This is a genomic window from Parabacteroides vesiculifaciens, from assembly GCF_049860805.1.
Lineage (GTDB): Bacteria > Bacteroidota > Bacteroidia > Bacteroidales > Tannerellaceae > Parabacteroides.
The window spans coordinates 3,225,329-3,249,062 of the sequence record NZ_CP187555.1; the positions used below are offsets into that span (position 1 = coordinate 3,225,329).

Sequence of the window (23,734 nt, forward strand, 5' to 3'; positions counted from 1 at the left end):
CAGCACTGAAAATATTTTAAACATCGGCCCGGTGAAAGTACAATTATTCACTGTGCCGGCTGCAATCCCGGCTCAAGTCCGGGATGACAGGATTTAGAGCTTGATCGCATTCTGGGGAATGATATACTTTACTTCACCTATCAAATATTTTACAGGATGGAAAGAATATCCAATCGCTCCATCACGACACGTAGAGGAAATGATCAGCTGATCTATTCCTTCATAATATTTGATTGCATTCTTATATCTTTCAACAATATCGTCCTTATTATCTGCTAATAATGGATTTATCTCCAAAATACGCTGTAGATCAGCCTCTATGTCGGCTCCACATTTAAAATAAGCCACGAATTTACGCAATTTGTATTCCGGCTCCACAGACAGTTCAACTTCAGGATTTCTATATTTTTTCCTGTTGGGATCTATTTCAAAGACGATAAGGGGAAAACCGGAAAGTTGCAATTTCTGTTCGCCATACAACTTTTTTACAAGAATGCCATTACCGGTATGTATTCCATTCTGTGCCATCGACTCGCCGTCAACAACAAAAATGTCATAATCCGAAATATTCTGCTTCTCTCCGTTATAAACAAAAATCTTCTCGTCAAGATTATTTATTGTCGCAGTCAAACTCGGCAATTTGGATATCTCGCCAGCTTTAACAATCTTGCACTTTGTTCCTTCCTGTGGTTTCGTATTTACCAAGAACAGGACCAACACTCCTATCAGGAATAAAAAAACAATAACAAGTACAATCATACTATAACTCCGGTTTAATTAAGTTAATCACATCTTTATCTGCTATAATCAAACTAACCCATTTAAGTGCCGATACTAAAAGGAAAGTACCAATAAAGCAAATGACTTTTACCGTAGGATCAGTAAAATACATAGCAAAAACAATTCCAATCAGCGAAAAGGCTAAAAGGATAATCATATAGATAAACCCCATTCTCATCTTATTAGGGCCTGGACTGATGGTCGCCAAAGTGTAAGTCGTATCCAATAAATATCCTACAATGATCATTGTCATCGGGACGACAAAATTAACAATGCCGCTCTGACAATCAGACGTGCTGATCAAACAGGACGTATCACCTTCCAATACTAAACGCGGAAAAGCGGCAAATAACATAACTGCACACCATCCAAGCAAGTAGAGTAAACGCTGTCCATTCCTTTTAAGCCATGCCGATAACTTATTGAATTTTCCTTTGTACATACTACCAATTACATAACAAGTCTGTTTTCTCTTTTGTTTAATAAGAAAAGAGGCTAACAAAAATACGAAAAATAATTTAAATACAATCTTTTTGAGAGATAATACACATCTTTAACAGAGAAATACATAGGTAAAACAAAAAAAGCAGGCAATCCATAGAATGGATTGCCTGCTTTTTAAAATTTGTAAATGTCGATTAGTTGGCATCATCTTCGTTCTGCTCAACCACGTTCCACGGAGCAACATCGATTGTTGCGGCGACGTGGGCGTTCAATTGATAATCATCTTCATTACCCGAACCTTCACCGGTGATTGTCACAGTCAATTTGTAAATATAATTCGCAACAACGCGATAATCAACTACAGTACTCGGATCATGATCGATCTTCACACGGAAATGTCTCTTTTCTGCTGTAGAAGCCGAAGTCGCTTTATAGTCGCCGGCAATCAGTAACAAAGTATAACCCGTTGCATCTTTTTCATTCGGAGTACCAAGAGAGGCGGAGCCTAACGTAAATTTAAACGTATCGTTTCCTTCATTCGGATATATATAAGAGACAAATTGATCAAGAGCATCCGTTTCCGTACCAAAATTATATGTACCGGTATTGAAAGCCTGCGAAGAAGTATAACTCTTCACCAACGAAGGTACAGCTTCGTCATAAGGATCCGCGGAATAAGGAGCGATAACCGTATCCTTGGAGACAAAATTCTCACTCTGATACCCTTTTGCCCAAACACTGGTAGTTGCAGTAGTACCGACAGGAGTCACATCCGTATGTACATTAGCCAAAGCCAAATGTGTCAATTTGAATGTTGCATTCGAACTGATAGCAGACAGATCCACTTCAATCTTCTCAACCTGGACACGTGCAACCAAACGCTCTACAACGACATCTGCATTGTCGGAAGGAGCCGTAACCGAAGCTTCATGGGCAGTCTTATCAACAGGATCTGCAGATTTTACTGTACTGTTATTCTGAATCCAGTTCTCCACATACAAACCATCTGAATTAACTAACGGCTTTACACCTGTGAAAGTGATTTTTTTAGCCATCGGCAGATATTTATAAGTGCTGGATTGCTCGTCATTAGTAAAGTCCTCTACCGATTTTGCAGCTACAGCAGATTCAAAAGTAGACAAAGTCGTAGCTGTTATATCATCGCAATTGGCCAGAAAATAGGCAGTGAACTGATCAGTAGAAGCCTCATCCAATGTATTTCCCGGACTAACTTTTACCACAATATGGTCAACCTGGGAAACAGTTACTCCATTTTTAGCATTTACGGTTTTCTTATTTGCCAATGTAGCAGTACCATCCTGGCCTCTGAATACATAGACATCCAGTTTGTTTATAAAATCTTCCTTTACCGAACCATCCTCTGTTTCCGCCTTTGTTTGCAGTTCATCGCTTGTTACTACAAATGCCAAGGAAGCATCTACATCGGCTTTCGGACCGTTATTCGAATCGTCGTCTTTTGAGCAGCTCGCCATCGTTGCGATAGCCAGGCCTGCGAATAATAAGTTTCTTAGTTTCATAATTTCTTTTGTTTTTCTTTGTTCGATTTTCTATTTACCCTATATGCTTTAGATTTCCACTTCCTGGTTCACAGGTCCCCAGCCAACAACTTCGACTTGTACATCCAGTTCGCCTGTAGTAGGTACCGGAGGCGTAGGGGGCGTGGGAGGTACAGGCTCGTCTTCTTCGATGCCTTCGAAGCTGTTCGGGCCGAAGGAGATGTTCAGGCGGTAGATGTAGTTGCGCTTCACATATTTGTGAGCTTCGCCTTTCAACACGACTCCGTTTTCATTGATGGTAGCGGCAAACTCTTTTGTTTCGGCCTGGTAGCCGGTAGAAGCCAAAAGGGTAGCGTTGATCACAATCTGCGTCGGGTTGGCGCTGTCGGTGTTTTCCATCACATACTGGCGGAAAGGAGTTCCGGAAACCGGAAGGTTCTGTCCCAGATTGGAAGCGGCGCTGTTGCCCAGATGACCGTCTGCCATCACTGCACCCCAATAAACGGTACTGGCAAAGCGGGATGCTGTTTTCTGGTTGGCAATATAGATGCTGTTGATACGGACGGTACGGCCATTCAGCCTTGCATTCGTTGCAAAATTGGTTGTCGCGCCGACCAGTTCGATGCGGGCTGCCAAGCGGGTCAACTCCAAGGGAGAGGAAATGCCGTTTATATTGTCTTGCGTCGCATATCCGATGTAATTATCTCCATCTACCAAGCTGGCATTAGCAGCAATCACATAAGCGCTCATGGCGAGGTTGCTTTGCGACTGGTCCGAGAGTTGCGCTAGGCGATCCTGAAAATCGCTATAGGAAGCCACTCCGCTGAAAGCATTCTCCGGAACATTGGCAAGGACAGCAATCAGGGCGTTGGTAGCCTTTGTCGGAACGTTGAGCACGCTTGCCTCGCCACCGGTAGAGGTCACACTAGCCCAATAGGGATCGACCAGAATCTGCGAGCCGTCTGCCGTGAACGACAGGACTGCCACATTATTTATATTTGTCTCGCCGGGGAGAGCATTGTCGTCACCGTCCGCTTTTGTAGCTCCCGGAGCAGATGCCTTTAGCGAAATATTCACTTTTGCATCTTTCATATCACTCACTTCCACAGGCTGGCTGTCTTTCGAGCAACTCGCCAGGGTGACCAGAGACAAACCGACTGCTATTATATTTTTCAGTTTCATATCTTAACTTCTTTAGAGATTAAAATTCAATGTCATCCTCCACTACGCCCCACGGAGTGATACGCATGCGGGCCGAGATACTGCCGTCTTCGCCGAAAAGGATCTGTACGTCCATACGACCGCCTTCAGGTATTTCGAAAGGATTACCTTTGTCATCCACATATACAGTTCTATTGACAGCCCCGTCATTGCTGACGATCTTTATACCCAAGTTTTCGCCGGAAAACGAATTTTGTTTTCCTCCAAAACTTGCGTTATCAATAATTCCCTTTGTCAGCCATTCCTGCGTAGCATCATATTCGCCTTCGGGATTATAGGTGACGCTGTCGCCACTGAGGACACCGGCATTATTGTATGTGTCCAGCGTCTGGTCGATATAGAAATCGAAGTCCGAGGCGCTCTTCAAGCCATAGGCTTTCAATGCGTTCGACAGGCCGATTGTCTTGATCGTATAAGTTCCAGTCTTGAGGCGAACCACCACTTCACCATCGCCACCGACGATACCGCTACCCAGTGATGTCACTTCTTTCGTCCCGAAATAGAGGCTGTCGGGAGATTGGGCATATCCTTCGGCGCTCTTCAGTTGCAGTTGCAGGTCGTCCATATTTTTCGGCTGGGTGATTTGTTGGTTTCCCCCTCCGAGGTTTCCCCAGGCAACGATATGCAACTTCGTATGGTCCGGATATTTATCCAGTTTGATTTCTTCTTTTGCCAAGATGAAATCTGCATCCAGTTCGCGCGCTTCCAGGAGGTTCTTGTTTTCATCGAAGATATACAAGGTCGCGTCGGTGACCAACCCCAACCGTGTGATGTCGAGTATCTCTCCATTATTAAGCCCTTCGACTTTCAGCGTCAACTTGCTACATTCTGCCAGATCGTCCTTGATGCAGCCGGTCATCAACACGGCCAAAGCTGCAAGTGCAAGGAATAATGTTTTCTGTGTAAATAATTTGTATTCCATATTCAAATCTTTTTTCACTATTGTTTACCCTATATTGATTAATCTACGCCTTCGTTGATCTCTACAACGTTCCACGGCATCACCTTGACAATCGCGGCTGCATGTGCATAAACATCCCAACCGTAAGGAGTAGAAGAACCCGTGCTGGCAATTGTCAGGGCAATATTATATTTCACGTTGCGCTTGATAAATTCATGCTTGGCAACCCCCGTAGGCGTTTCCGCTCCAAATTCCTTGTTATTTACCGGAACAGCATAATAGCCATGTTCCGTTACCTGAGCGCCATTATCAAACTTGCGGGTATAACGTCCACAGACCACCAGAATAGTCTGTTCACCCAACGGAACGAGATTTTCCTTGTTGCGGCTCATATTTTCGTAGACAAGGAATGATTTGCCAAGGCCGTTAACATCTTCAATTGTAGTATTTGTTGTTGTAAGAGTCTGTGTTTTGTCCCATTTCTTCTCTTCCACTGCTTTAACAACATTATAAAGCAACAAGTCTTTCTGCTCTCCGCTGACCTTGCTCAACGTATCATTGTAGGCATCCGTATTGAAAGCACCGAACCACCACTGATTAGTACCGTCCATATCTGTTTCGACAGCTGCCCAATTATTATTATCGGTCTTACTTCCCAAATATTTATTTGAAGCGATTTTTGAAGCGGATTTCACGTTTGATACAAAGATTGAATCCAACTCGAAACTTACCGGTTTGCTGCCGTCGGGCAATACATACCCAGATCCATCATCATTTTTCGTTTTCAATGTCAGGCTGACCAGGTTGATCTTTGCGACATTGCGCACCAGAACCACAGGATCAGAAGAAAGGGAAGCCTGAGGCGTATGCGAAGAGAAATCGCTGGAAGCCCCCATAATATTATGTTTTCCTGGAACAATCGTAATATCATATACTTGGCTGCTCATGGTATAACCATTATTACCTTCTTGTTCCAAGGAAGCAGTATTCTCTATGATATCCGACAATGTAGGAGAATTTGATACACTTATCTTCGGATAATTAGCTAAAACCAACAGAGAAGCCGAACCGGACTGGACCGGCAGGTCTTCCAGTTTAGCGGAAGTAGCAGGGTTTGTAAGTACCGTATCTTTGGAGGTCTGATACGTTGCATTATCACCTGTCCCTGAAAATACAAACATCTGCAATCTGTGAATCATTGCATCATTCGAAGTGTCATACGAAGCATTCGCTTTTGTTTCTTTCTCCCCCGTTCCTGCCGTCAGCGACAAGGTTGCATCAGGAGTAAAGACATGCACTTCAGGAATGTCATCATCCGACGAACAGGCAAAGGCTGCTCCTACCACTATACTTAATAGAAAATAACTCCTAAATTTCATAATATATATATTTTTTGTTTCTACTTTATCCCTCACTAATTATATGCAACAAAGGTATTAATCTTTGATTATGGCATGAATAGGTGCTACTCTCTTTATTAATAGATAAATCTATCACACAAGCGTTTTGATAGATTTGCATAGGTTTGTGCAACAGATACCGCAAAGATACAAATATTTAAACCAAGAGCCTTTTTATTTGACATTGAAAATCAATATATATTAAAAAAATACTCCCCTACTGTTTATCGGAAACAAAAAATCCCCGGCGTTTGCCGAGGATTCTTGTTTTATGGGAGGTGGGATTAGATTTCCACAGACTGGTCAACTGTTCCAAACGGAGCTACTACACATTCAACATCCAAGAATGTATAATCATCCAATTTCGGACCAAACGGAGTTTCATAACCAGGACCATTAACTGTCAAAGAAATGCGATATTCCAAGTTTCTCAAAACACCAGCAATATCACGACTAACCAAGGTTCCTGCTGGTTTTGCAGTACTTCCCAAACCATCTGTACCAATACCTACCGTATAATAAGAATAATCAACATTTGTTGCGTTCGTATTTCCATCAGGATAGAACTTTCCGACAACAACCAATAAAGTAGTATCACCACCTTGAACAGCCGGATTTTCATATACATAGAAAGAATCCACTTTGGAAACTGAAGAAGTTTTAGTAGCAGTAAAGTTGCTCACTGCTTCTCCTAAAGAAGTAACCGCAGTTACGTCATAATTATTAGTAGCTGTTTCAAAGTATTTTTTCACTGCTGCTTTACCATTCATTAAAGTAGCCCATTTCTGATACAAACCACCAGATACACCGTTCAAATAATTAGCTACGTCATCTACCTTTACAGCAGTTGCGCCCCATCCCTGACCAGATGTACTGTTATTGGCAGCTAAATTAGAGTATTTACGTGCATGCAGAATATATACACTGTCGATCTTCAAAGAAGCATTCGGATATTTAGCTTCGCTTCCTGTTTTCATCTTCACTTCAGACAACATAACTTTTGCAACATTACGATACAAATAAATAGGAGATGTTGCTACTGCTGTCGTAGACTCTGCACTTACCGTTGCATCAATAGCACCCGTCGGTTTGGTTGTATATCCCAGACAGTTTTCTTCACCTGCCTTTACATACAATGTATAAACTGCACTATTCATCGATAAACCATTAACCTCTGCAGTAGAGTAAGTTAATCTTTGAGCGCAAAGATTTTCCAATGTAGAAGTTCCAGCAGTTAACGTTGCAGTTGCATTTGCATTTGCCAAAACAATAACTTTCTTCATACCTGCTGTTACAGGAATCTTTTCAACCTTCTTAGCTGCTGTCGCAGTCTGGCTCGTTTCATAAACAAAAGAAGAACCACCATCTAAACTTCTGAATACATAAGCAGTTAAAGTATTAATAGTAGAATCAGTCACTGCTGTTCCAAAAGGATTCGATTTAGTATCTACGCTACCAAAAACCTGTAAAGACAGAGTAGCATCACCTTCAGCTTCCGGTTCAGTACCTGGAGTTGGGATAACATCGTCCTTTGAGCAAGAAGCGAACGCACATGCAATCATAGTTGCATACATAAAATTTCTTAGTTTCATATTCTTTAAAAAATTAAAAAGTTAATAAATTCGTTTATCTAATGATTATTATTTCTCTTACCCTATAGCTTACTGAGTTGTTCGGAACGACTGTTGTGTTTTGTGTTGTCCTACTCCTTCCCATCGGCTAATTACCTTTACTTTACTTATACCATTTGTAATATCACCTTTATCTATGTTCATCGTCTTAGGTTGTTGTCTTTCGACATTGCAAAGATGGATGAAAAAGTAAAGATGTGTTAGCGGCATACCTCTCAAATTTAAGCGGTATCCCTCTAAACCTCATTTTTGACTTATTTGCATATAATTTTGATAGTATTTTGGGAAAGAATATGATTTTTTCCCCTCAATTTTTTACCCTTTGCTACCCGTCCCCCTAAGTATGTGTTTTTTCGTTTACCCTTCAAATCATCCCTCAATCATGCCCGTAACGGATAACAAATCAATGGTATAAAATAATTTGATAGAAATGCATGGGGAGGTTGATAATTTTAACGTCAAAAGTTAAAAAATACAGCAGTCCTGACATTTGTTCACCCCCTGTCCAACTCTTCTCTTGTGACTTCGATCAGATTGCGAAGAATACTCTGCAACTCTTCTAAACGAGCCTTTACATCTTCCGGAGACAAATGAGGTATCTGCCTGGATGTCTTTTTACCCCATGAACGGGCTTTAGAAAGCACACAATGTGCATTCATGTCCAGATAAAATGGCTCTAATGTCTTAAAAAGAACCTGTATCTGAAGAAGATATACTAAGAAATAATTCAAGTATTTTTCATTTTGGCTATCATTAGATGATGAAAAGCTATCACAGTCAAAAGTATGTATATAAACAGAATTCTTTTCCAATAGAAGACGAAAAAGAATGATCCAATGTTCTTTCTGTTCGGGTGTAAAATAGTGACGGCTAAGTTCTTTCAAAGTTGTCGCACAGTTGATCACGGCTGATATCTCATTAAAGATATGCATCTTCTGATAGTTGTTATTCAATTTTTTCAAGAATAACTCTTCTTCGCCTTTCAAATCATCCATTATTTTCAGCTCTATATTAGCCGCATGTGTTGAAAAGTTGAATTTAAGCTGCTCTGTTTCATTATATATTGCTTTAATTTCTTCTTTAGCATTCGCGTAGTCTACTTTATATTGATTTTCAAATTGCTTCTGTTGTTCCCGGTGATCAAAACGGACCATATAGGTTATCAACAGAGGCAACACAACTCCCATAAAAGAGAGTGCGCCAAGCCAGAGCGTCAACCATGTATTAAGCGAACTTAGCTGGTTATTAGTTTCTTGTCTGAGGTCAGACAGGGTATAGTCCAGGCGTCTGTTGTACTCACTATCGATCTTAACGACCCAGTCACCAACTTCTTTTGCGAAACGGCGGACACTATCTGCAGCATATTCCGTCTGTAAATCCTGCATCATAACCGCGAGGTTTGTGCTTCTTAACCCACTCGAATCTTTTAAAGCCTGAGCATACTTCATGCTTTTGGTCGCCATGCTATCCAGCCTGGTATACGTGCAACATCCCAACAAAATCAAAATGCCAGCTTCAACCAGCAACAAGTTGAATATAGCTCTTTTATATCCAATCTTTTTCCCTTTTTCTTTTAGCCAACACATAGTCAATCACCCTCCTCGTCAAACAATTTTAAATACAAATTACTAAATCCATATCCTTCCGGGTCTATACAATTTTGCTTCTCGCTTTTGTTTTCCATGACCCGCTTGTAATCCAGAAGCCTTCCGAAAATAACATTGCTCTTCTGATTTTCTTTTTCAAAGGCAGTCTCGATGGCATCAAACACCAGTTCGTCGTGCGTAAAACAGATCAACTGCATCTTCATCTTGCTGTTTCCCCATATACGGCGGAACAGCACGTTCAGCTCTTTGACAAATGAGGTGATAAGCTCGCGGTTATAATAGTCGCTTGCATAAAACACATCATCAAGGATAATAGGAAAATTAATCCGGTAACGCTTCATGACTGCCAGTGCGACCGAGAGTTTCAACATCATGCAAAAAAGCTTGTATCGAAAGGTGTTATAATATTTACGAGGGGTCAGCACCGGTTCTTTCCGGCTACCGCTTTTATCATCTGCACACTCGTCGTAGCGGATCTGCACGCTGATCTTCCCTCCTTCCGTATAGAGCAAATCGATGTCTTCCTTATCGATAGGAGAATAGACAAAGTGGCTCATCACGCGCTTAACAGTTTGGCGAATAATGGAAAAGACATCACGGGTAGTTGCGTCGAGGGCTTTTTCGAGTTGGCTTCGATAAGCCTCCAAAGCATCATGGAGCGCCACTACATTTTCTAAGTTCGACTTGGCAGCTTCTTCAATTTCGACCCGGAGCTTTTCATGTTGAATAATAAGGCTTGAAAGCTCTTCGAACCTTTCAGGAGAATAGTTTTTCACCTTTTCGGCAGCAAGGCTGTCAAGCTTCGAAAGTATTTCTTTGATAAATTGGGAACAACCAACCAGATATTCATCCAAATAACGATTATTCATGTACTTATCCAGGTCGGTAAAGGCCTGCAACAAAGCGGCTGGGCTCAACTTATCGTCTTTGGTCATCTCGTTCCAGAGGTTATCCAAACTACGCTTATACATTTTCAACATTTCCAAATAGGTATCGACGGGCACTAAAGTGACTTGACTCAAGCGCTCCAACAGCCTAGAAACTCTCTCCCTGACTTCTCGCAAATCTTCAACATATTCGTCCATACAAGCAGTAACCAGCCGTTGTTCTTCTTCGTTTTCCGTCATCAGAGGCAGTTCGTCCACACGTTTTTTATTAACTCTCAGCCTCATTTCCTTATCAAGCCATTCTTTTGCATCACGCTTGAAATTGGCTATTTTTATATTGCTCTTGGCGTTCACTTTCCGTAATTGAGCAAGGCAGTTCTTTTCCTCCGCAATCTGCCTGTCTAATTCTTCCAGATTGTCTCTCTGGGTTTTCAAATCCACGCCATGACTCATATTAATCAGTCCGGCCAGTTCTTTTTGCCAGTCCGCTAAAGTTTTTTTCAAATCAATCAATTCACCAAATCCGAGATTTTCAGCAAAAAAGTCATGAAAAGCAGCTTCCTGCTCATGCCCACCTTCCGCCTTCCTCTGTCCGATCGAAATAATATCCCACTCCGAACAAAAGAAAGGATTGACATTCAGATCGCCAATAGATTTCTTAAAATCGGCGAATGAAGTAAAAACACCTTCACGAGTAAATATCCTAATTTCGTGGGAAGAGGCATCGGCTTCTGCATCCGAGTGGGTGGCAAACTCTTCGACCTCATAATTTCGCAGGCGCGCTTCACTGATAATGCCTTCGAAGATATACTCGAAAGAAGCAAAGAGGGAGCTTTTCCCTACGCCGTTCTTACCCAAAAGAATCAGGCTTTCCGGGTCGTCCTTATCCTGACTGCTCAATTTGAGCCCAAAAGGGATATCGAGCTTGGGAAACTTACGAAAGTTATTGATCGTCATGCAGTTGATTCGAAAGTCGCGCACTTTGTCAGCCGTTTCTTTATACTGCTCATCGTTCTGCTTTTCTTGATCAGCCTGGTCCAATTTAACTCGCAACTCCTCGTGTATCTCCCACTTGAATGCTGGAGCAAAATGCTGGCGCCACAAATCCAAAGGCAGATCTTTCAGTAATCCGCCTTTATAAAAATACTCGAGGAGCATATGTGACAAACGGGATTGGAGTTTTTTGTCTATTTCGTATAGGATTCTAAGGTTATCTGCGTTCATACCTGTAGTTGATTAATTACCAATAATCCAATATAGTTAATATATTATCTTTCACAACATTATTATCTTGTTCCACGAAAAATTCCCGGTTTTTCATATATTCGAGCCATTTTGAAAGTTCGTAACTTCCTTCGATCGGAGAAATAGAAGCTATAAGCACATCGATCTCGTTTGTTATAAAATCGGGATTTTTCAATACAAACTTATAAATAACCAAAAAAGCCAATGCATGGTAAACATTGATCCGAGTATTTACCGACGAAAAATAGGAGTCATTTATCACTCCATCAATAATCTTATCTATCTTTTCGAACAATTTTTGCGTCAGAACTTTTATGTCCGCATCTGCATTATTTTTCAAATGAATATCAAGATCACGCTTAATTTTTTTTAAATCGTCGATCGAAGGAAATCGCTCACGCAATACATTGATACCATTCAAAAGCATAAAATGTTTCACCCCCAGCGTGCTTTCTAACGATTCGTTCTTGAGCGCTTCCATAAATATTTCTTCCTTCCAAAGATGAAGTTCGTCAACAAACCGTGTATAATCTTGCTTTATCAACCAATTATAGATTTCGCGTATGCCCTCAATGCCAGCATGCCAACCTATAAAATGAGCCACTTTAACATATTTGCATATTTTTTCTATGGTTTCACCATCAAGTATGCACCCCCCTTCCAAATATTCCGTATATTCCGTATGGTTGAGCCGCCAAAAACCATCACTTTCTTTAGTCAGGAAATTATAATCAGCCACATACTCTAATAAATCTCGGGATTGATTTTCATCGCAAGTTTCATTTAAGAAAACAGTTCGATAGAATCCAGCCCGCTCATCATATACCACCCGAAACTCAATGCCTGCCAATTGGCTGAAAACCTCTTCGCCAACCAGATTGGCGGCAATCAGATTGAAACAGGCAAGAATCAACTCTTGGGGCAACACGACCGATTTATATTCTTTTGCCAATTCCGACAACATGATCCAGACAACTCTGTGCAACTGATCCTTATATTTGTCTTCATTCTCTCCGGCACGGAAAAGGCGCAACCACGAAGTTTCGGTGTATCCTTCCACTCGTACATACTTTGGGACAATACTTCCCATGTCAATTCTTTCATCCATACCACGGTGCAAATCGTACCGAACCGATGAACCACCGAAATAGAGTTCTGCTTTTTGCTGCATCGAAGTATAAGACTCGCCGAATGAAAGCCGATCGAATGAACTTACGTCGTCTTTGCGGGTCGCCAACTCCAGAAAGCGATGCTGGTTGCTGTAATTACAGGAAAGGAACTCCGACACGCTGGCACATTTCACAAATTCCATGCGATTATGATACAGGAAATTATCACTGTATCTTTCCGGCAAGACCTCATGTTTTGATAACGGGTCGATACGAACGACAGGGAAATGTATCTTAGTGCCTTCCACATAAAGCTTCTGCAACTCACCAACCATCTCTCCAGCAAGTTTTTCACCGATCAGAAGCGATAAATCATTTCTATCCAGCAAGCAACTAACACCTTTCAGGCAGGAGGCTTCGAAAGCGTTATCCATCTCGTTTTTCATATCCAGCAAAAGCGCAAATGACAACAAGTAGTTTGCCCAAATCAACAGACTGCATGAACGATGGTAAAGATAGTCTTTCACTTGTTCATTCCAACGAATTTCCAACGTACGTTCATCCTCCGACTGATGCAACACATACTTTGCATATTCTGGGCGGTAGACCCTTCGGCCAGGTAAAGGCCAAAAGGCGGCATTCCACACACGTGCCCACAAGGGAGCTAACGGAGTGCCACGAAATAAGGGGGAATCTTCGACAAGCATATCGTCGGTTAATATATGAGGAGCAAAAGACGCTATACAAAGCTTATCATCCTTTACAAAAAAACGCAGTTTCCTAAACTCCGGCTTCACGCGATATTTGTTATCAGGAATCAGGATGTTCAACAATAAAGTCCAATTTTCTTCCTGTATTCCCGTACCTCCTTGCAGGTGTTTCAATGAATAAGGATTATCGAAAGAAGCCTTTTTCTCTAAAGGAAGCCTAATCTCTAAAATTGATTTTAACCTTTTAAGAAAATCGGGCATCTTTTCCTTTATATTCACTTCTGAAAAATGAACATATAAAAGCGGAAATTCTACATCATAGGGCTTTCCCAAATGCTGAAATTCAGAAATAAGTGAATTTATATAATAAGGTATCTCATTTTTTTCCACTATTTGCGGCTCATAACCACCCAGACATTCCACTATAGGGAAAAAACGTTTTGCTTCTACCGAAAGAATCGCCGGCCTACCAACAACCCGGCTTGGTGGCATATCCCCGCCTCGCAACGCAATAGTCGTTAAGACACAACTGTATATCCGTTCAAATGTACTGCCAAAATATATCGCATCATCTGCAATAGCAATTGATTTGATAGAAGGAATGTCTAAAAAGGGGATAGCATGTTCAGATACATATCCCTCTTCCGAATATTCGGGATTCCATTTTTTAGCCCTGCAGAATTCAACCATCCTAGGCCCTTTTCTGGCAATAACAAGCTTTAGGCCGACAGTAGAAAAAAAATCTACATACCAACTCTTCAGAATCTCCATAAAAGAGCTCTTACTATTAATCTGCGTTTGAAAATCTGCCACTGCTTAACATTAAATTACACGAAAAAGGCTACTACAGCCTAAATGTGCGAAAAATACGATTTAATTCAATAAACAATCCCTTATAATTATTAATTATACTAAACAGGATAGGATATTCCATATTGCGACGGCGTAACTCCGTATTGCTCGGTAAAACGTTTACGGAATGTGGCTGTATCATTAAATCCTACCATTTCAGCGACTTCCTGTACGGAATATTGCTGGCTGGCAAGCAGTTCGGCGGCTTTTTTCAGTCGGATGTTACGTGTCAGTTCGAGGATGCTCAGATCGGAATATTGTTTGATCTTCCGGTACAAGGTCGGCAGACTCATATTCAATGAGTCTGCGAGCACTTTTGCTTCAAAAGTGGAGTCGTCGAGGTGTTTTTCAATATTTTTGATGACAGCATCCATGAACGGGTTGGAGGGCAGCGTGTTTTCTTCATTGCTCGAGGCAGTAGAAGAATTCGAGAAGTAGCGTTTCATATCGTCTCTCTTCTTCATCAGGCTGTTGATCTTGCTTCTGAGGATTTCCACATCGAAAGGTTTCGTGATATAATCGTCTGCCCCCGCTTCGATCCCGGTAATCACATCTTCGCTTTCCACTTTGGCCGTCAGCATCACGACCGGTGTTTGTGCCATTTTGGGATCGCTCTTAATTTCGCGGCAGGTTTCATATCCGTCTTTCACCGGCATCATGACGTCGCAAAGGATCAGGTCCGGCTCTTCTTTCAAAGCGACGTTTACCCCGTCCTGGCCGTTGCGGGCTTCCAATATCTCGTATTCCTTATTAAATACATGCTTCAGGAACCAGCGGATCTGGTCGCTGTCATCGATTACGAGGAGCTTCTTTCCGGTTTCCTTCTTTTGCGGGATCACCTGGATCAATTCGGCGATCTCTTCTTTCTGGCGGGCATTCAGTTTGACCAAGTCGGCTTCGGGTTCCACAAACTCGACACGGCGGTCCAGCAGATGTTGTTTGCCCAGCGGGATCATGATCGTGTAGGATGTTCCGTTTTTATCAGATTCACTGCGGTAAATACCACCTATCGCGTCTGCCATGTCGATGATCTGCTTCAGGCCACGGCGTGCACTTTCGTCTTCGTCCAAGCCTTCATCGGTCACGACCACTGCACTGTAGGCTTTGCCGTTTTCGCTCACGACGGATATGTCGAGCGACACTTTACCATAAGCAAACGTATTTTTGAAGGCATTCGACAACAACATACGCAAAGCGAACTCCATCTTACGTCGGTCCATCCAAACCCAAAGGACGGGTGTCTGCGTGTTGATACGGAAATCGACATTGTTCATGGCCACCCAATCGACAAAGATATCACAGATCTGGCGGGAAATCTCGACCATATCGTAACGGGCTATACGCAAATAGTTGGCGACGTCGTTCGAACGGCGCGTGCCGATCAACTGGTCTGCCAAGTCCTGCATGGCAAGTGTGTTACGATAGGCGGAAAGCAGCTGGGTGGACATATCCTTCTCCGGATCGTCGTTCTGCACCACTAAGGCAAGCGAACCCAACACTAAGGAAAGCGGGGTACGCATTTCGTGGATCGTCTCGATAAAGAAATTGTCGTGGATGCTCTCGGCGTCTTTCAGGCGGTTTTCCGCTTCGGCAAGTTTGTCGGCAGCTTCGCGCTGGATCGTATCGTTTTCCTTAATCTTGGCTACAATGAGTTGCTCCAGCTCTTTCTTATTATTATTTAATGTAGAAATCACCAATTGAAGTTCGTTGTTCTTCCGGACCAAATCGTTGTTTGTTTTTGCCAAATCGTCATTTTGGGTACGCAAAGCCTGGGTCCTTTCTTCCAATTGCCCTATTTCGCCTTCCAATGACTTGTTCCGGGAATCAATTTCTTCATTCCGGGCTTTCATCTCTTTATTCAGATTTTCAAGTGCGGCGTTTTCTTTAATGATCTGGTCGGAACGGTCATTCATATTGGAATGCAGTTTTCTCACATAAAGAAACAAGGGGACAAAGAATAGTAGTAAAGCAATGACTACAATCAGTGTCTCACTTCCGAATAGTTGTTCGTTTTCATTGGCAGCTAAAATTAATGAAGTACTGACAAAAAGACCAGCCAATACTCCACTCACCCTCCTGAACAGAGATTTCTTCTTCATATTTATATGCATTTATTAAAAATCCTTCTATATCTTGCAAGCTCATCGTCTGCATTACACTACAAAGATGGTAAAAATATTTGTCTTACGATACATTTAACACTAATTATTTTTCAAAAATATCATGATAATCATCATATTTTACACTTCCTCAATCATTCTATGCCCGGAACAGGGCCCATATTTCATAATAACCAGTATTATAGCCTTCCTTTTTTGCAAGCCGCGATACGAACACCTATGCTTTGATATGTTTAACATCTTTTACGCACCGATTATTGCAGAACTGCAAAAGCTATTTTATCTTTGTACAAGAATAAAGGACAGAGATTTCGACAAGTGCTTATCAATCCTAAATGAGGTATTATAAAATACTGCTTGTTTCATCGAAAACAAGCGTTATCATCAATAATATATAGTACTAAGGACTTTCCAAACTAAGCCTATAGAAATGATTTGTCCGAAAACAGAACTATTTCATTTGATTTATTTTACCCTCAATTTTTTATATGCATAGGCGTACATCCGGATTGTTCCGCGTGTGCGCCACTTTTTTTTTGTCAACGACGATTCGCGCGTACATTATATAATATATACACACATATCGCCACATCGATCCGGAACAGCCAACACCCTTCACAGAAAGAAGACACTTTCGCTACTTATGTTTGACACTTTTGCCACTCATATTTGATACTTTTGCCACCATTATTGCCTACCTTGATTTTATTCAGACACAGATTACATCGTTTTTCCCATTTATCCTTTCCATGAAATCCGTGTAATCCATGTAATCCGTGCTTAAATGACATTTTTACAACCACAAAACGACATTATTAACCTCCTATTTGATATTATCTCCGATTATTTTGATCGGTTTAACATATTTTACACGTAAAACTATTGCGAGTATCGAAAAGCCATGATATATTTGCAATATCAAAAAGGAACAAAGGTTTCGATGAGGGTCTTAACCGGAAAAAAGTTTCTTTGAGAGTATAGGGTATTAATTAGCATATAAAATTAGGGTCATGAAAAAGGGTAAAATTTTCACAAATTGTTTGTTTTCTATCTGGACTTTGTCAGTAGTTCTTTCGTTCGCAAGCTGCTCAGCCGATAGCGATTCCAATTCAATCATAGACGAAAGAGTTCCTCTGGAAACGGAAGTTCCTTTCTCTGTAATCCTAAAAGCATATTCTGAAAACACAGACATCACTGCTAAAGGTGATGTAAAAAGCACTACACTGTATATTTTCGACGAAAATAATGATTTCTACAAACAAATCACGGTGGACAGAGATTACCTTTTGCAGGTAAAGCCTGTTGAAATAAGCTGTCCGGGATCTGAAAAGATCACTGTTGTGGCTTGGGCAGGCCTTTCAAGTGAAAACGAAGAAATCAGCAATATGAATCAGGCAAACATCATCTCCGATCTGCAGGTAAGCCTGAAACAAAACAATGGTGTTGCAAATAATCTTCCGGGCGACCTGTTTTACGGACAAATCGTTCTGCACCGCTCTTCCACTAAAGCCATTGCACAGGAATTAAAAATCGAACGCAAAGTTTCCGCCATGTCGATCTTGGCAAAAGGAGCTTTAAAGGTTTTCGATTCCAAAGAAGGCAATTATTATTATAAAATCAAAAGAACTAAAAGTTCATTCAACTGCAATGGAGAATTGACAGGCAGTGATATCGAATATATTATTCCGGCTTCTTTGCAAGACAATGGAAACCTGACTACAGGCACATTCTCTATTTTACCGGCAGATAATATGACTATTGAGCTTTATAGAGACGACGTTTTGGTACTTTCTTCCGAAAATGTCAAAAATTCAGAAAACGTGGCTGCAAACGAAGGAGAACAAACGAATATCGTTTTTGACCTTTCACGCAACAATATCAATATTAACGTTTCAGACTGGGGTACTGTTATTCAGTACGTTACAGTCGGATAATTCGACCCTCAATTTTTTATATGCAATAGGCGCACATTCGGATTGTTCCGAGTGTGCGCCGTTTTTTTGTAAATATACGATTCTCCGTGATAGGAATACCCATCTATTTGATACTATCACAATCCACAAAATATATTAAGATCAACAATGCAGATACACGATCAAGGCTTATGATACGAATACACACCTTAATAAAACAAATACCCATCATCATAAAAACAAACACATCCAGCACAAGCCGTTTGAGACTTTTAGCAACGACATTCAATACATTTACCCCTCACTGACCCGCTCAGGATGCTATTCTATTTTCTTTCAGGCATGGATCACACAGTTTTTCCTCATTTATCCTTAGCATAAAAACTGTGTAATCCACACCTAAGTGATATTTTCACAACCACATAATGAGACTATTGCCCACCTATTTGACATTTTCCCCGATTATCTTGATCGGTTTAACATATTTTACACATAAAACTATTGCGAGTGTCGAAAAGCCATGATATATTTGCAATATCAAAAAGGAACAAAGGTTTCGATGAGGGTCTTAACCGGAAAAAAGTTTCTTTGAGAGTATAGGGTATTAATTAGCATATAAAAATTAGGGTCATGAAAAAGGGTAAAATTTTCACAAATTGTTTGTTTTCTATCTGGACTTTGTCAGTAGTTCTTTCGTTCGCAAGCTGCTCAGCCGATAGCGATTCCAATTCAATCATAGACGAAAGAGTTCCTCTGGAAACGGAAGTTCCTTTCTCTGTAATCCTAAAAGCATATTCTGAAAACACAGACATCACTGCTAAAGGCGATGTAAAAAGCACTACACTGTATGTTTTCGACGAAAATAATGATTTCTACAAACAAATCACGGTGGACAGAGATTACCTTTTGCAGGTAAAGCCTGTTGAAATAAGCTGTCCGGGATCTGAAAAGATCACTGTTGTGGCTTGGGCAGGCCTTTCAAGTGAAAACGAAGAAATCAGCAATATGAATCAGGCAAACATCATCTCCGATCTGCAGGTAAGCCTGAAACAAAACAATGGCGTTGCAAATAATCTCCCGGGCGACCTGTTTTACGGACAAATCGTTCTGCACCGCTCTTCCACTAAAGCCATTGCACAGGAATTAAAAATCGAACGCAAAGTTTCCGCCATGTCGATCTTGGCAAAAGGAGCTTTAAAAGTTTTCGATTCCAAAGAAGGCAATTATTATTATAAAATCAAAAGAACTAAAAGTTCATTCAACTGCAATGGAGAATTGACAGGCAGCGATATCGAATATATTATTCCGGCTTCTTTGCAAGACAATGGAAACCTGACTACAGGCACATTCTCTATTTTACCGGCAGATAATATGACTATTGAGCTTTATAGAGACGACGTTTTGGTACTTTCTTCCGAAAATGTCAAAAATTCAGAAAACGTGGCTGCAAACGAAGGAGAACAAACGAATATCGTTTTTGACCTTTCACGCAACAATATCAATATTAACGTTTCAGACTGGGGTACTGTTATTCAGTATGTTACAGTCGGATAATTCGACCCTCAATTTTTTATATGCAATAGGCGCACATTCGGATTGTTCCGAGTGTGCGCCGTTTTTTTATAAATATGCGATTCTCCGTGATAGGAATACCCTTTAGCATGATAGGAATACAATCGTTAATAAGTATTATTGCTAACTATCAACACTTTACAAGCACAAAGAATGACACGAATACAACACCCTATGACAATTTCACCATGCATAAAAACGCAATTGATGATGTAACTTTGTAGCAAGAAATAACACAATACAATTTGTGAAATTTTACCCTATACTCTGTTTGCACGAATCCCTTAATTCTGCAAGCAAACCTAATTAATATAACCGTGAGGTTACATAATTATTATAAAAGTCCAGACTTTCTGTTTCTTTTATAGAAAACAGATGATCTGGACTTTTTCCATCTCCCTCTCACCCACTGGAATCACATTCACTACTTGGCAAATATGCGCCATTTACTGTCAATAAGATTTTTTTTGAATGTTTTTACTGACATGCATATTTCTGTTTTTAGGGTTTTCAGTTTAATGGATGCTTGTTTTTACACCTTTCCCTTCAAATCATCTAAATGATTTTTCAAATGATCTGAATGTTTTTGAAAAACCATTGGGATGTTTCAGGCAAACTATCCGGATGAATCCGAAAAATCATTTAGATGATTTTGCAGGACGAACTAAAAAAAAGAAAAAGACATTGCAAAAAAGCTTTCCAAAAGTACTCAAAAGTCATTTTAACACCTCACAAGTCCGACAGGAGACATCTTTTTCTATTGACGCTTTGACAAAAATCTCCCCTTTCAACCGACACTTTTATTCACACATCCACACTATTTCGGCAACATAAAAATTACTTTCCGGTGATTTTGCAAACAAAATGACAATCACAAAGCCCATTTCCTTGTCTTATTTGCAACCATCCAGATATATGGGCCTATCCAAGCGAATCTAAGGATAGCAAATTTGGCATTTTGACAAATTGTTTATTTGGATAATCCCCTCCTCAGGTTTTCAGAATGAACTAAGATAAGATTTTTTCATTCCCTCAGAATTTCGGTATGCGCCCGAATTCGCTCTTTCTAAAAAAACAAACATAAAAAAAGGCACTCCTTTAAAGAGTACCTTAATCGGTAGCGAGACCCGGGATTGAACCGGGGACCTCATGATTATGAATCATGCGCTCTAACCAGCTGAGCTATCTCGCCATCATGTTGTCATCATTTCTTTGATTGACGCTGCAAAAGTAGAGCTTATTTTTATATTGTGCAACACTTTCATGAAAAAAATTTCAATTATTTCGAATGTCTCATATTAAGATCTTAATACATAGATTCTTTTTTTATAGACAGATTTGGCAAATACCAATTCTTTTACTACCTTGCTGCGCAATAAACACAATGAAAGATGAAAAAAGAGAAATTTCATATCGAATACATTTTCGATAAAGTTTCAAGACGAAGCTTATGGAATCACCTCACTACTCCTCCAGGGCTGTCTGCCTGGTTCGCCGATGATGTTATTATTAATGGTAACATATATGTTTTTAAATGGAACAAAGCCGAACAGGAAGCAGAAGTACTGTCTATGAAACCGGAAATAAGTATCCGTTACCGTTGGACGGATGAAGAGGATGAAAATGCCTATTTCGAATTCCAGATCCACAGCCATGAATTAACGGGATCGACTTCTTTGCAAATAACGGATTTTGCCGAACAGGATGAAAAAAGGGATTCTATCGATTTATGGGACACCCAAGTAGAAGAACTGAAGCGTACACTCGGTATTTAGGTTGTTTTAGTGATTTCTGTTAGCTACAGAATCGTTTTTTCACTACTTTTGCGCCGTCAACCGGATAAGTAATGTTGAAAATAAAACGATTATATACATTTATGCTGCAGACTTTCCTGCCGTTGTTCTTGATGACCTTCGGCATCTGTCTGTTTATTGTGCTCATGCAGTTCCTGTGGAGGTACATTGACGACATGGTCGGGAAAGGTCTGGGGATTCCTGTTTTGGCGGAAATGTTTATGTATGCCGCCCTTTTTCTCGTGCCGATGGCACTTCCACTGGCTATTTTGCTTGCCTCGCTTATGACTTTCGGGAATCTCGGCGAACGATTGGAATTGTTGGCTATGAAATCGGCGGGCGTCTCGCTTGTCCACATCATGCGCCCGCTAATCATCACGATCAGTATTATAAGTATAGGGGCTTTCTTTTTCCAGAACTATGCCATGCCTGTCGTACAGGTCAAACTTTACACGTTACTTTGGTCCATGCGCCAGAAATCACCGGAACTGGATATTCCGGAAGGAGTTTTCTATAGCGAGATCACCGGATTTAATGTATATGTAAAGCATAAGGATAATAAGACGGGGCTCCTCCGCGACATGATGATCTATGATTATTCAGAAGGATTCAACAAAGTAAGCGTGATGGTCGCGGATTCGGGACGCCTGAAAACTTCGGCAGACAAAATGTTCTTAGTCCTTTCCTTATTTAACGGGGAATCGTTCAGAAGCTTAGACAAACAATCGAGTACCACAGGGACTAAAAGTTCCGTTCCCTACCAGAGGGAGACATTTAAAAGCCGGGATATCCTGATCGAATTTGATGCGAATTTCTCACGGACGGACGAATCGTTCATGCAAAACCAGTTTATGGGAAAAAACATGCATGATTTGCAAATCTTCGTGGACTCCGTTTCCGTGCGTTTGGACAGCATACAAAGCGTAAATGCCAAGAACGTCTACGAAACTTCATACAAAAAGACGCTTAAGAAACCGCAAGACGTAAAGCAAAGCGGTTCAAAGGACGATCCTGACAGTGAAAAAGGAGAAACAAAGGCAACAGCCGTGAGCAAGACGGATGAACCGGTAATCGTCATGAACTTCGACAGCCTTTACCAGGCAGAAAATCCCGGAAAGAAAGCGACTATCCTGACACGCGCGAAATCGAGCATCGAGAATACAAAAGCCGATTATTTCTTTAAAGCAGCTACTATCGGAGACGAGGCCTACAGGGTGCGCCGCCATTTGACGGAGTGGCATAAAAAGTTCACCCTGTCTTTCGCCTGCATGGTCTTTTTCTTTATCGGTGCACCATTAGGCGCCATTATCCGTAAAGGTGGCTTGGGAATGCCGGTCGTTATTTCGGTCGTACTATTTATTTTCTATTATATCATAGACAACATCGGCTTCAAGATGGCCCGCGACGGCGTATGGGAAGCATGGCAAGGAATGTGGTTGAGTTCCGCTGTTTTGGCTCCGCTGGGTATCTTCCTGACTTATAAAGCAGTTAACGATTCTGTTATCCTGAATGCCGACACCTATCTGAATGCATTGAAGAATCTGTTCGGGAAACGCTCAGGCAGAAAAGTGGAACTGAAAGAGGTGATCATGTTTAACCCGGATTACGGGCAGATCATCCCCCGCCTGAAACAACTGGTAGAAGAAAGCAATGCATATCTGGCCGGACATAAACGATGGACAAACTATTTCCGTTTCTGGAAACAGGGTGGCCGTGACCATACGGCCGAACAATTGGCGGTAGAAATGGACGGTATCATCGAAGAGTTATCGAATTCAGACCAGAATTTAGTTCTGAACAAGTTGATGGACTATCCGGTCATTAGCGGTTACAACCAGATAAATGCGAAAATAAACGGAAAATCAGGATTGGCAATCGGTCTCTTTTTCCCGATCGGGCTGCCGGTATATCTGCTTGCCACGTACCAGCGCAAACTTCTGCGGCATGATATTAAGATGGTACAAAAGACAAGCAATGAACTGATTGATATAATTGAAAAATTACCCGTATCTTTGTGAAATAAGAAATATAA

The 23,734-nt window shown here is 41.0% G+C and carries 15 protein-coding genes and 1 tRNA gene; 4 read left to right on the forward strand and 12 right to left on the reverse strand.

Annotated elements, in window-relative coordinates; all coding sequences use genetic code 11:
* Positions 1-93 precede the first annotated feature (93 nt).
* The 11 genes from ACPYIV_RS13070 to ACPYIV_RS13120 all read right to left on the reverse strand — a co-directional run bounded on the left by ACPYIV_RS13070 (position 94) and on the right by ACPYIV_RS13120 (position 16,403).
* Positions 94-759, reverse strand: coding sequence for a hypothetical protein (locus ACPYIV_RS13070; RefSeq protein WP_293739045.1), 666 nt, complete (start codon positions 757-759; stop codon positions 94-96).
* Position 760: 1 nt separating this feature from the next.
* Positions 761-1,222, reverse strand: coding sequence for a hypothetical protein (locus ACPYIV_RS13075; RefSeq protein WP_425883385.1), 462 nt, complete (start codon positions 1,220-1,222; stop codon positions 761-763).
* Between the two features lie 196 nt (positions 1,223-1,418).
* Positions 1,419-2,762 carry a fimbrial protein gene (locus tag ACPYIV_RS13080; RefSeq protein ID WP_425883387.1) on the reverse strand — a complete coding sequence of 448 codons (1,344 nt, stop codon included), beginning with the start codon at positions 2,760-2,762 and terminating at the stop codon, positions 1,419-1,421.
* 48 nt (positions 2,763-2,810) lie between these two features.
* Positions 2,811-3,923, reverse strand: coding sequence for a fimbrial protein (locus tag ACPYIV_RS13085; protein ID WP_293739048.1), 1,113 nt, complete (start codon positions 3,921-3,923; stop codon positions 2,811-2,813).
* Between the two features lie 19 nt (positions 3,924-3,942).
* The gene (locus tag ACPYIV_RS13090) at positions 3,943-4,884 is read right to left on the reverse strand and encodes a FimB/Mfa2 family fimbrial subunit (protein WP_425883389.1); all 942 of its coding nucleotides are present in this window, start codon (positions 4,882-4,884) and stop codon (positions 3,943-3,945) included.
* Positions 4,885-4,922: 38 nt separating this feature from the next.
* Positions 4,923-6,242, reverse strand: a complete 1,320-nt coding sequence (locus ACPYIV_RS13095; RefSeq protein ID WP_425883391.1) for a fimbrial protein — start codon at positions 6,240-6,242, stop codon at positions 4,923-4,925.
* A gap of 305 nt (positions 6,243-6,547) precedes the next feature.
* Positions 6,548-7,855: a fimbrial protein gene (locus ACPYIV_RS13100; protein ID WP_425883393.1), complete on the reverse strand. Its 1,308-nt coding sequence runs from the start codon at positions 7,853-7,855 to the stop codon at positions 6,548-6,550.
* A gap of 533 nt (positions 7,856-8,388) precedes the next feature.
* Positions 8,389-9,282: a hypothetical protein gene (locus tag ACPYIV_RS13105; protein WP_293739052.1), complete on the reverse strand. Its 894-nt coding sequence runs from the start codon at positions 9,280-9,282 to the stop codon at positions 8,389-8,391.
* 200 nt (positions 9,283-9,482) lie between these two features.
* Positions 9,483-11,612 (reverse strand): hypothetical protein, encoded by a 2,130-nt coding sequence (locus ACPYIV_RS13110; RefSeq protein WP_425883396.1) that lies wholly within the window; start codon positions 11,610-11,612, stop codon positions 9,483-9,485.
* A 16-nt stretch (positions 11,613-11,628) separates the two neighbouring features.
* Positions 11,629-14,223, reverse strand: coding sequence for a hypothetical protein (locus tag ACPYIV_RS13115; RefSeq protein WP_425883398.1), 2,595 nt, complete (start codon positions 14,221-14,223; stop codon positions 11,629-11,631).
* A gap of 140 nt (positions 14,224-14,363) precedes the next feature.
* A complete protein-coding gene (locus ACPYIV_RS13120) occupies positions 14,364-16,403 on the reverse strand; it encodes a response regulator (protein WP_293739056.1) in 2,040 nt (679 codons plus the stop codon).
* A 1,031-nt stretch (positions 16,404-17,434) separates the two neighbouring features.
* Here ACPYIV_RS13120 and ACPYIV_RS13125 point away from each other — a divergent pair.
* Both ACPYIV_RS13125 and ACPYIV_RS13130 read left to right on the forward strand, forming a co-directional pair.
* Entirely contained in the window at positions 17,435-18,358 is a 924-nt protein-coding gene (locus ACPYIV_RS13125) for a FimB/Mfa2 family fimbrial subunit (RefSeq protein WP_425883400.1), read from the forward strand.
* A 609-nt stretch (positions 18,359-18,967) separates the two neighbouring features.
* Entirely contained in the window at positions 18,968-19,891 is a 924-nt protein-coding gene (locus tag ACPYIV_RS13130) for a FimB/Mfa2 family fimbrial subunit (RefSeq protein ID WP_301703647.1), read from the forward strand.
* A 1,136-nt stretch (positions 19,892-21,027) separates the two neighbouring features.
* On the opposite strand, the gene ACPYIV_RS13135 is transcribed toward ACPYIV_RS13130, so the two are convergent.
* A tRNA-Met gene (locus ACPYIV_RS13135) sits at positions 21,028-21,101 on the reverse strand.
* A 199-nt stretch (positions 21,102-21,300) separates the two neighbouring features.
* Here ACPYIV_RS13135 and ACPYIV_RS13140 point away from each other — a divergent pair.
* Together ACPYIV_RS13140 and ACPYIV_RS13145 are read left to right on the forward strand one after the other, a co-directional pair.
* Complete coding sequence (locus tag ACPYIV_RS13140; RefSeq protein WP_293732137.1) at positions 21,301-21,684, forward strand: START-like domain-containing protein; 384 nt, start codon at positions 21,301-21,303, stop codon at positions 21,682-21,684.
* A 101-nt stretch (positions 21,685-21,785) separates the two neighbouring features.
* Complete coding sequence (locus ACPYIV_RS13145) at positions 21,786-23,720, forward strand: LptF/LptG family permease (RefSeq protein WP_425883401.1); 1,935 nt, start codon at positions 21,786-21,788, stop codon at positions 23,718-23,720.
* Positions 23,721-23,734: the final 14 nt, after the last annotated feature.

Excerpts from the sequence above, each read along its gene's own strand:
- ACPYIV_RS13085 (WP_293739048.1), bottom strand. The coding sequence starts at position 3,923 with ATGAAACTGAAAAATATAATAGCAGTCGGTTTGTCTCTGGTCACCCTG.
- ACPYIV_RS13075 (WP_425883385.1), bottom strand. The coding sequence starts at position 1,222 with ATGTACAAAGGAAAATTCAATAAGTTATCGGCATGGCTTAAAAGGAAT.
- ACPYIV_RS13130 (WP_301703647.1), top strand. The coding sequence starts at position 18,968 with ATGAAAAAGGGTAAAATTTTCACAAATTGTTTGTTTTCTATCTGGACT.
- ACPYIV_RS13090 (WP_425883389.1), bottom strand. The coding sequence starts at position 4,884 with ATGGAATACAAATTATTTACACAGAAAACATTATTCCTTGCACTTGCA.
- ACPYIV_RS13145 (WP_425883401.1), top strand. The coding sequence starts at position 21,786 with ATGCTGCAGACTTTCCTGCCGTTGTTCTTGATGACCTTCGGCATCTGT.
- ACPYIV_RS13070 (WP_293739045.1), bottom strand. The coding sequence starts at position 759 with ATGATTGTACTTGTTATTGTTTTTTTATTCCTGATAGGAGTGTTGGTC.
- ACPYIV_RS13080 (WP_425883387.1), bottom strand. The coding sequence starts at position 2,762 with ATGAAACTAAGAAACTTATTATTCGCAGGCCTGGCTATCGCAACGATG.
- ACPYIV_RS13100 (WP_425883393.1), bottom strand. The coding sequence starts at position 7,855 with ATGAAACTAAGAAATTTTATGTATGCAACTATGATTGCATGTGCGTTC.
- ACPYIV_RS13095 (WP_425883391.1), bottom strand. The coding sequence starts at position 6,242 with ATGAAATTTAGGAGTTATTTTCTATTAAGTATAGTGGTAGGAGCAGCC.
- ACPYIV_RS13115 (WP_425883398.1), bottom strand. The coding sequence starts at position 14,223 with ATGGAGATTCTGAAGAGTTGGTATGTAGATTTTTTTTCTACTGTCGGC.
- ACPYIV_RS13110 (WP_425883396.1), bottom strand. The coding sequence starts at position 11,612 with ATGAACGCAGATAACCTTAGAATCCTATACGAAATAGACAAAAAACTC.
- ACPYIV_RS13120 (WP_293739056.1), bottom strand. The coding sequence starts at position 16,403 with ATGAAGAAGAAATCTCTGTTCAGGAGGGTGAGTGGAGTATTGGCTGGT.
- ACPYIV_RS13125 (WP_425883400.1), top strand. The coding sequence starts at position 17,435 with ATGAAAAAGGGTAAAATTTTCACAAATTGTTTGTTTTCTATCTGGACT.
- ACPYIV_RS13140 (WP_293732137.1), top strand. The coding sequence starts at position 21,301 with ATGAAAAAAGAGAAATTTCATATCGAATACATTTTCGATAAAGTTTCA.
- ACPYIV_RS13105 (WP_293739052.1), bottom strand. The coding sequence starts at position 9,282 with ATGATGCAGGATTTACAGACGGAATATGCTGCAGATAGTGTCCGCCGT.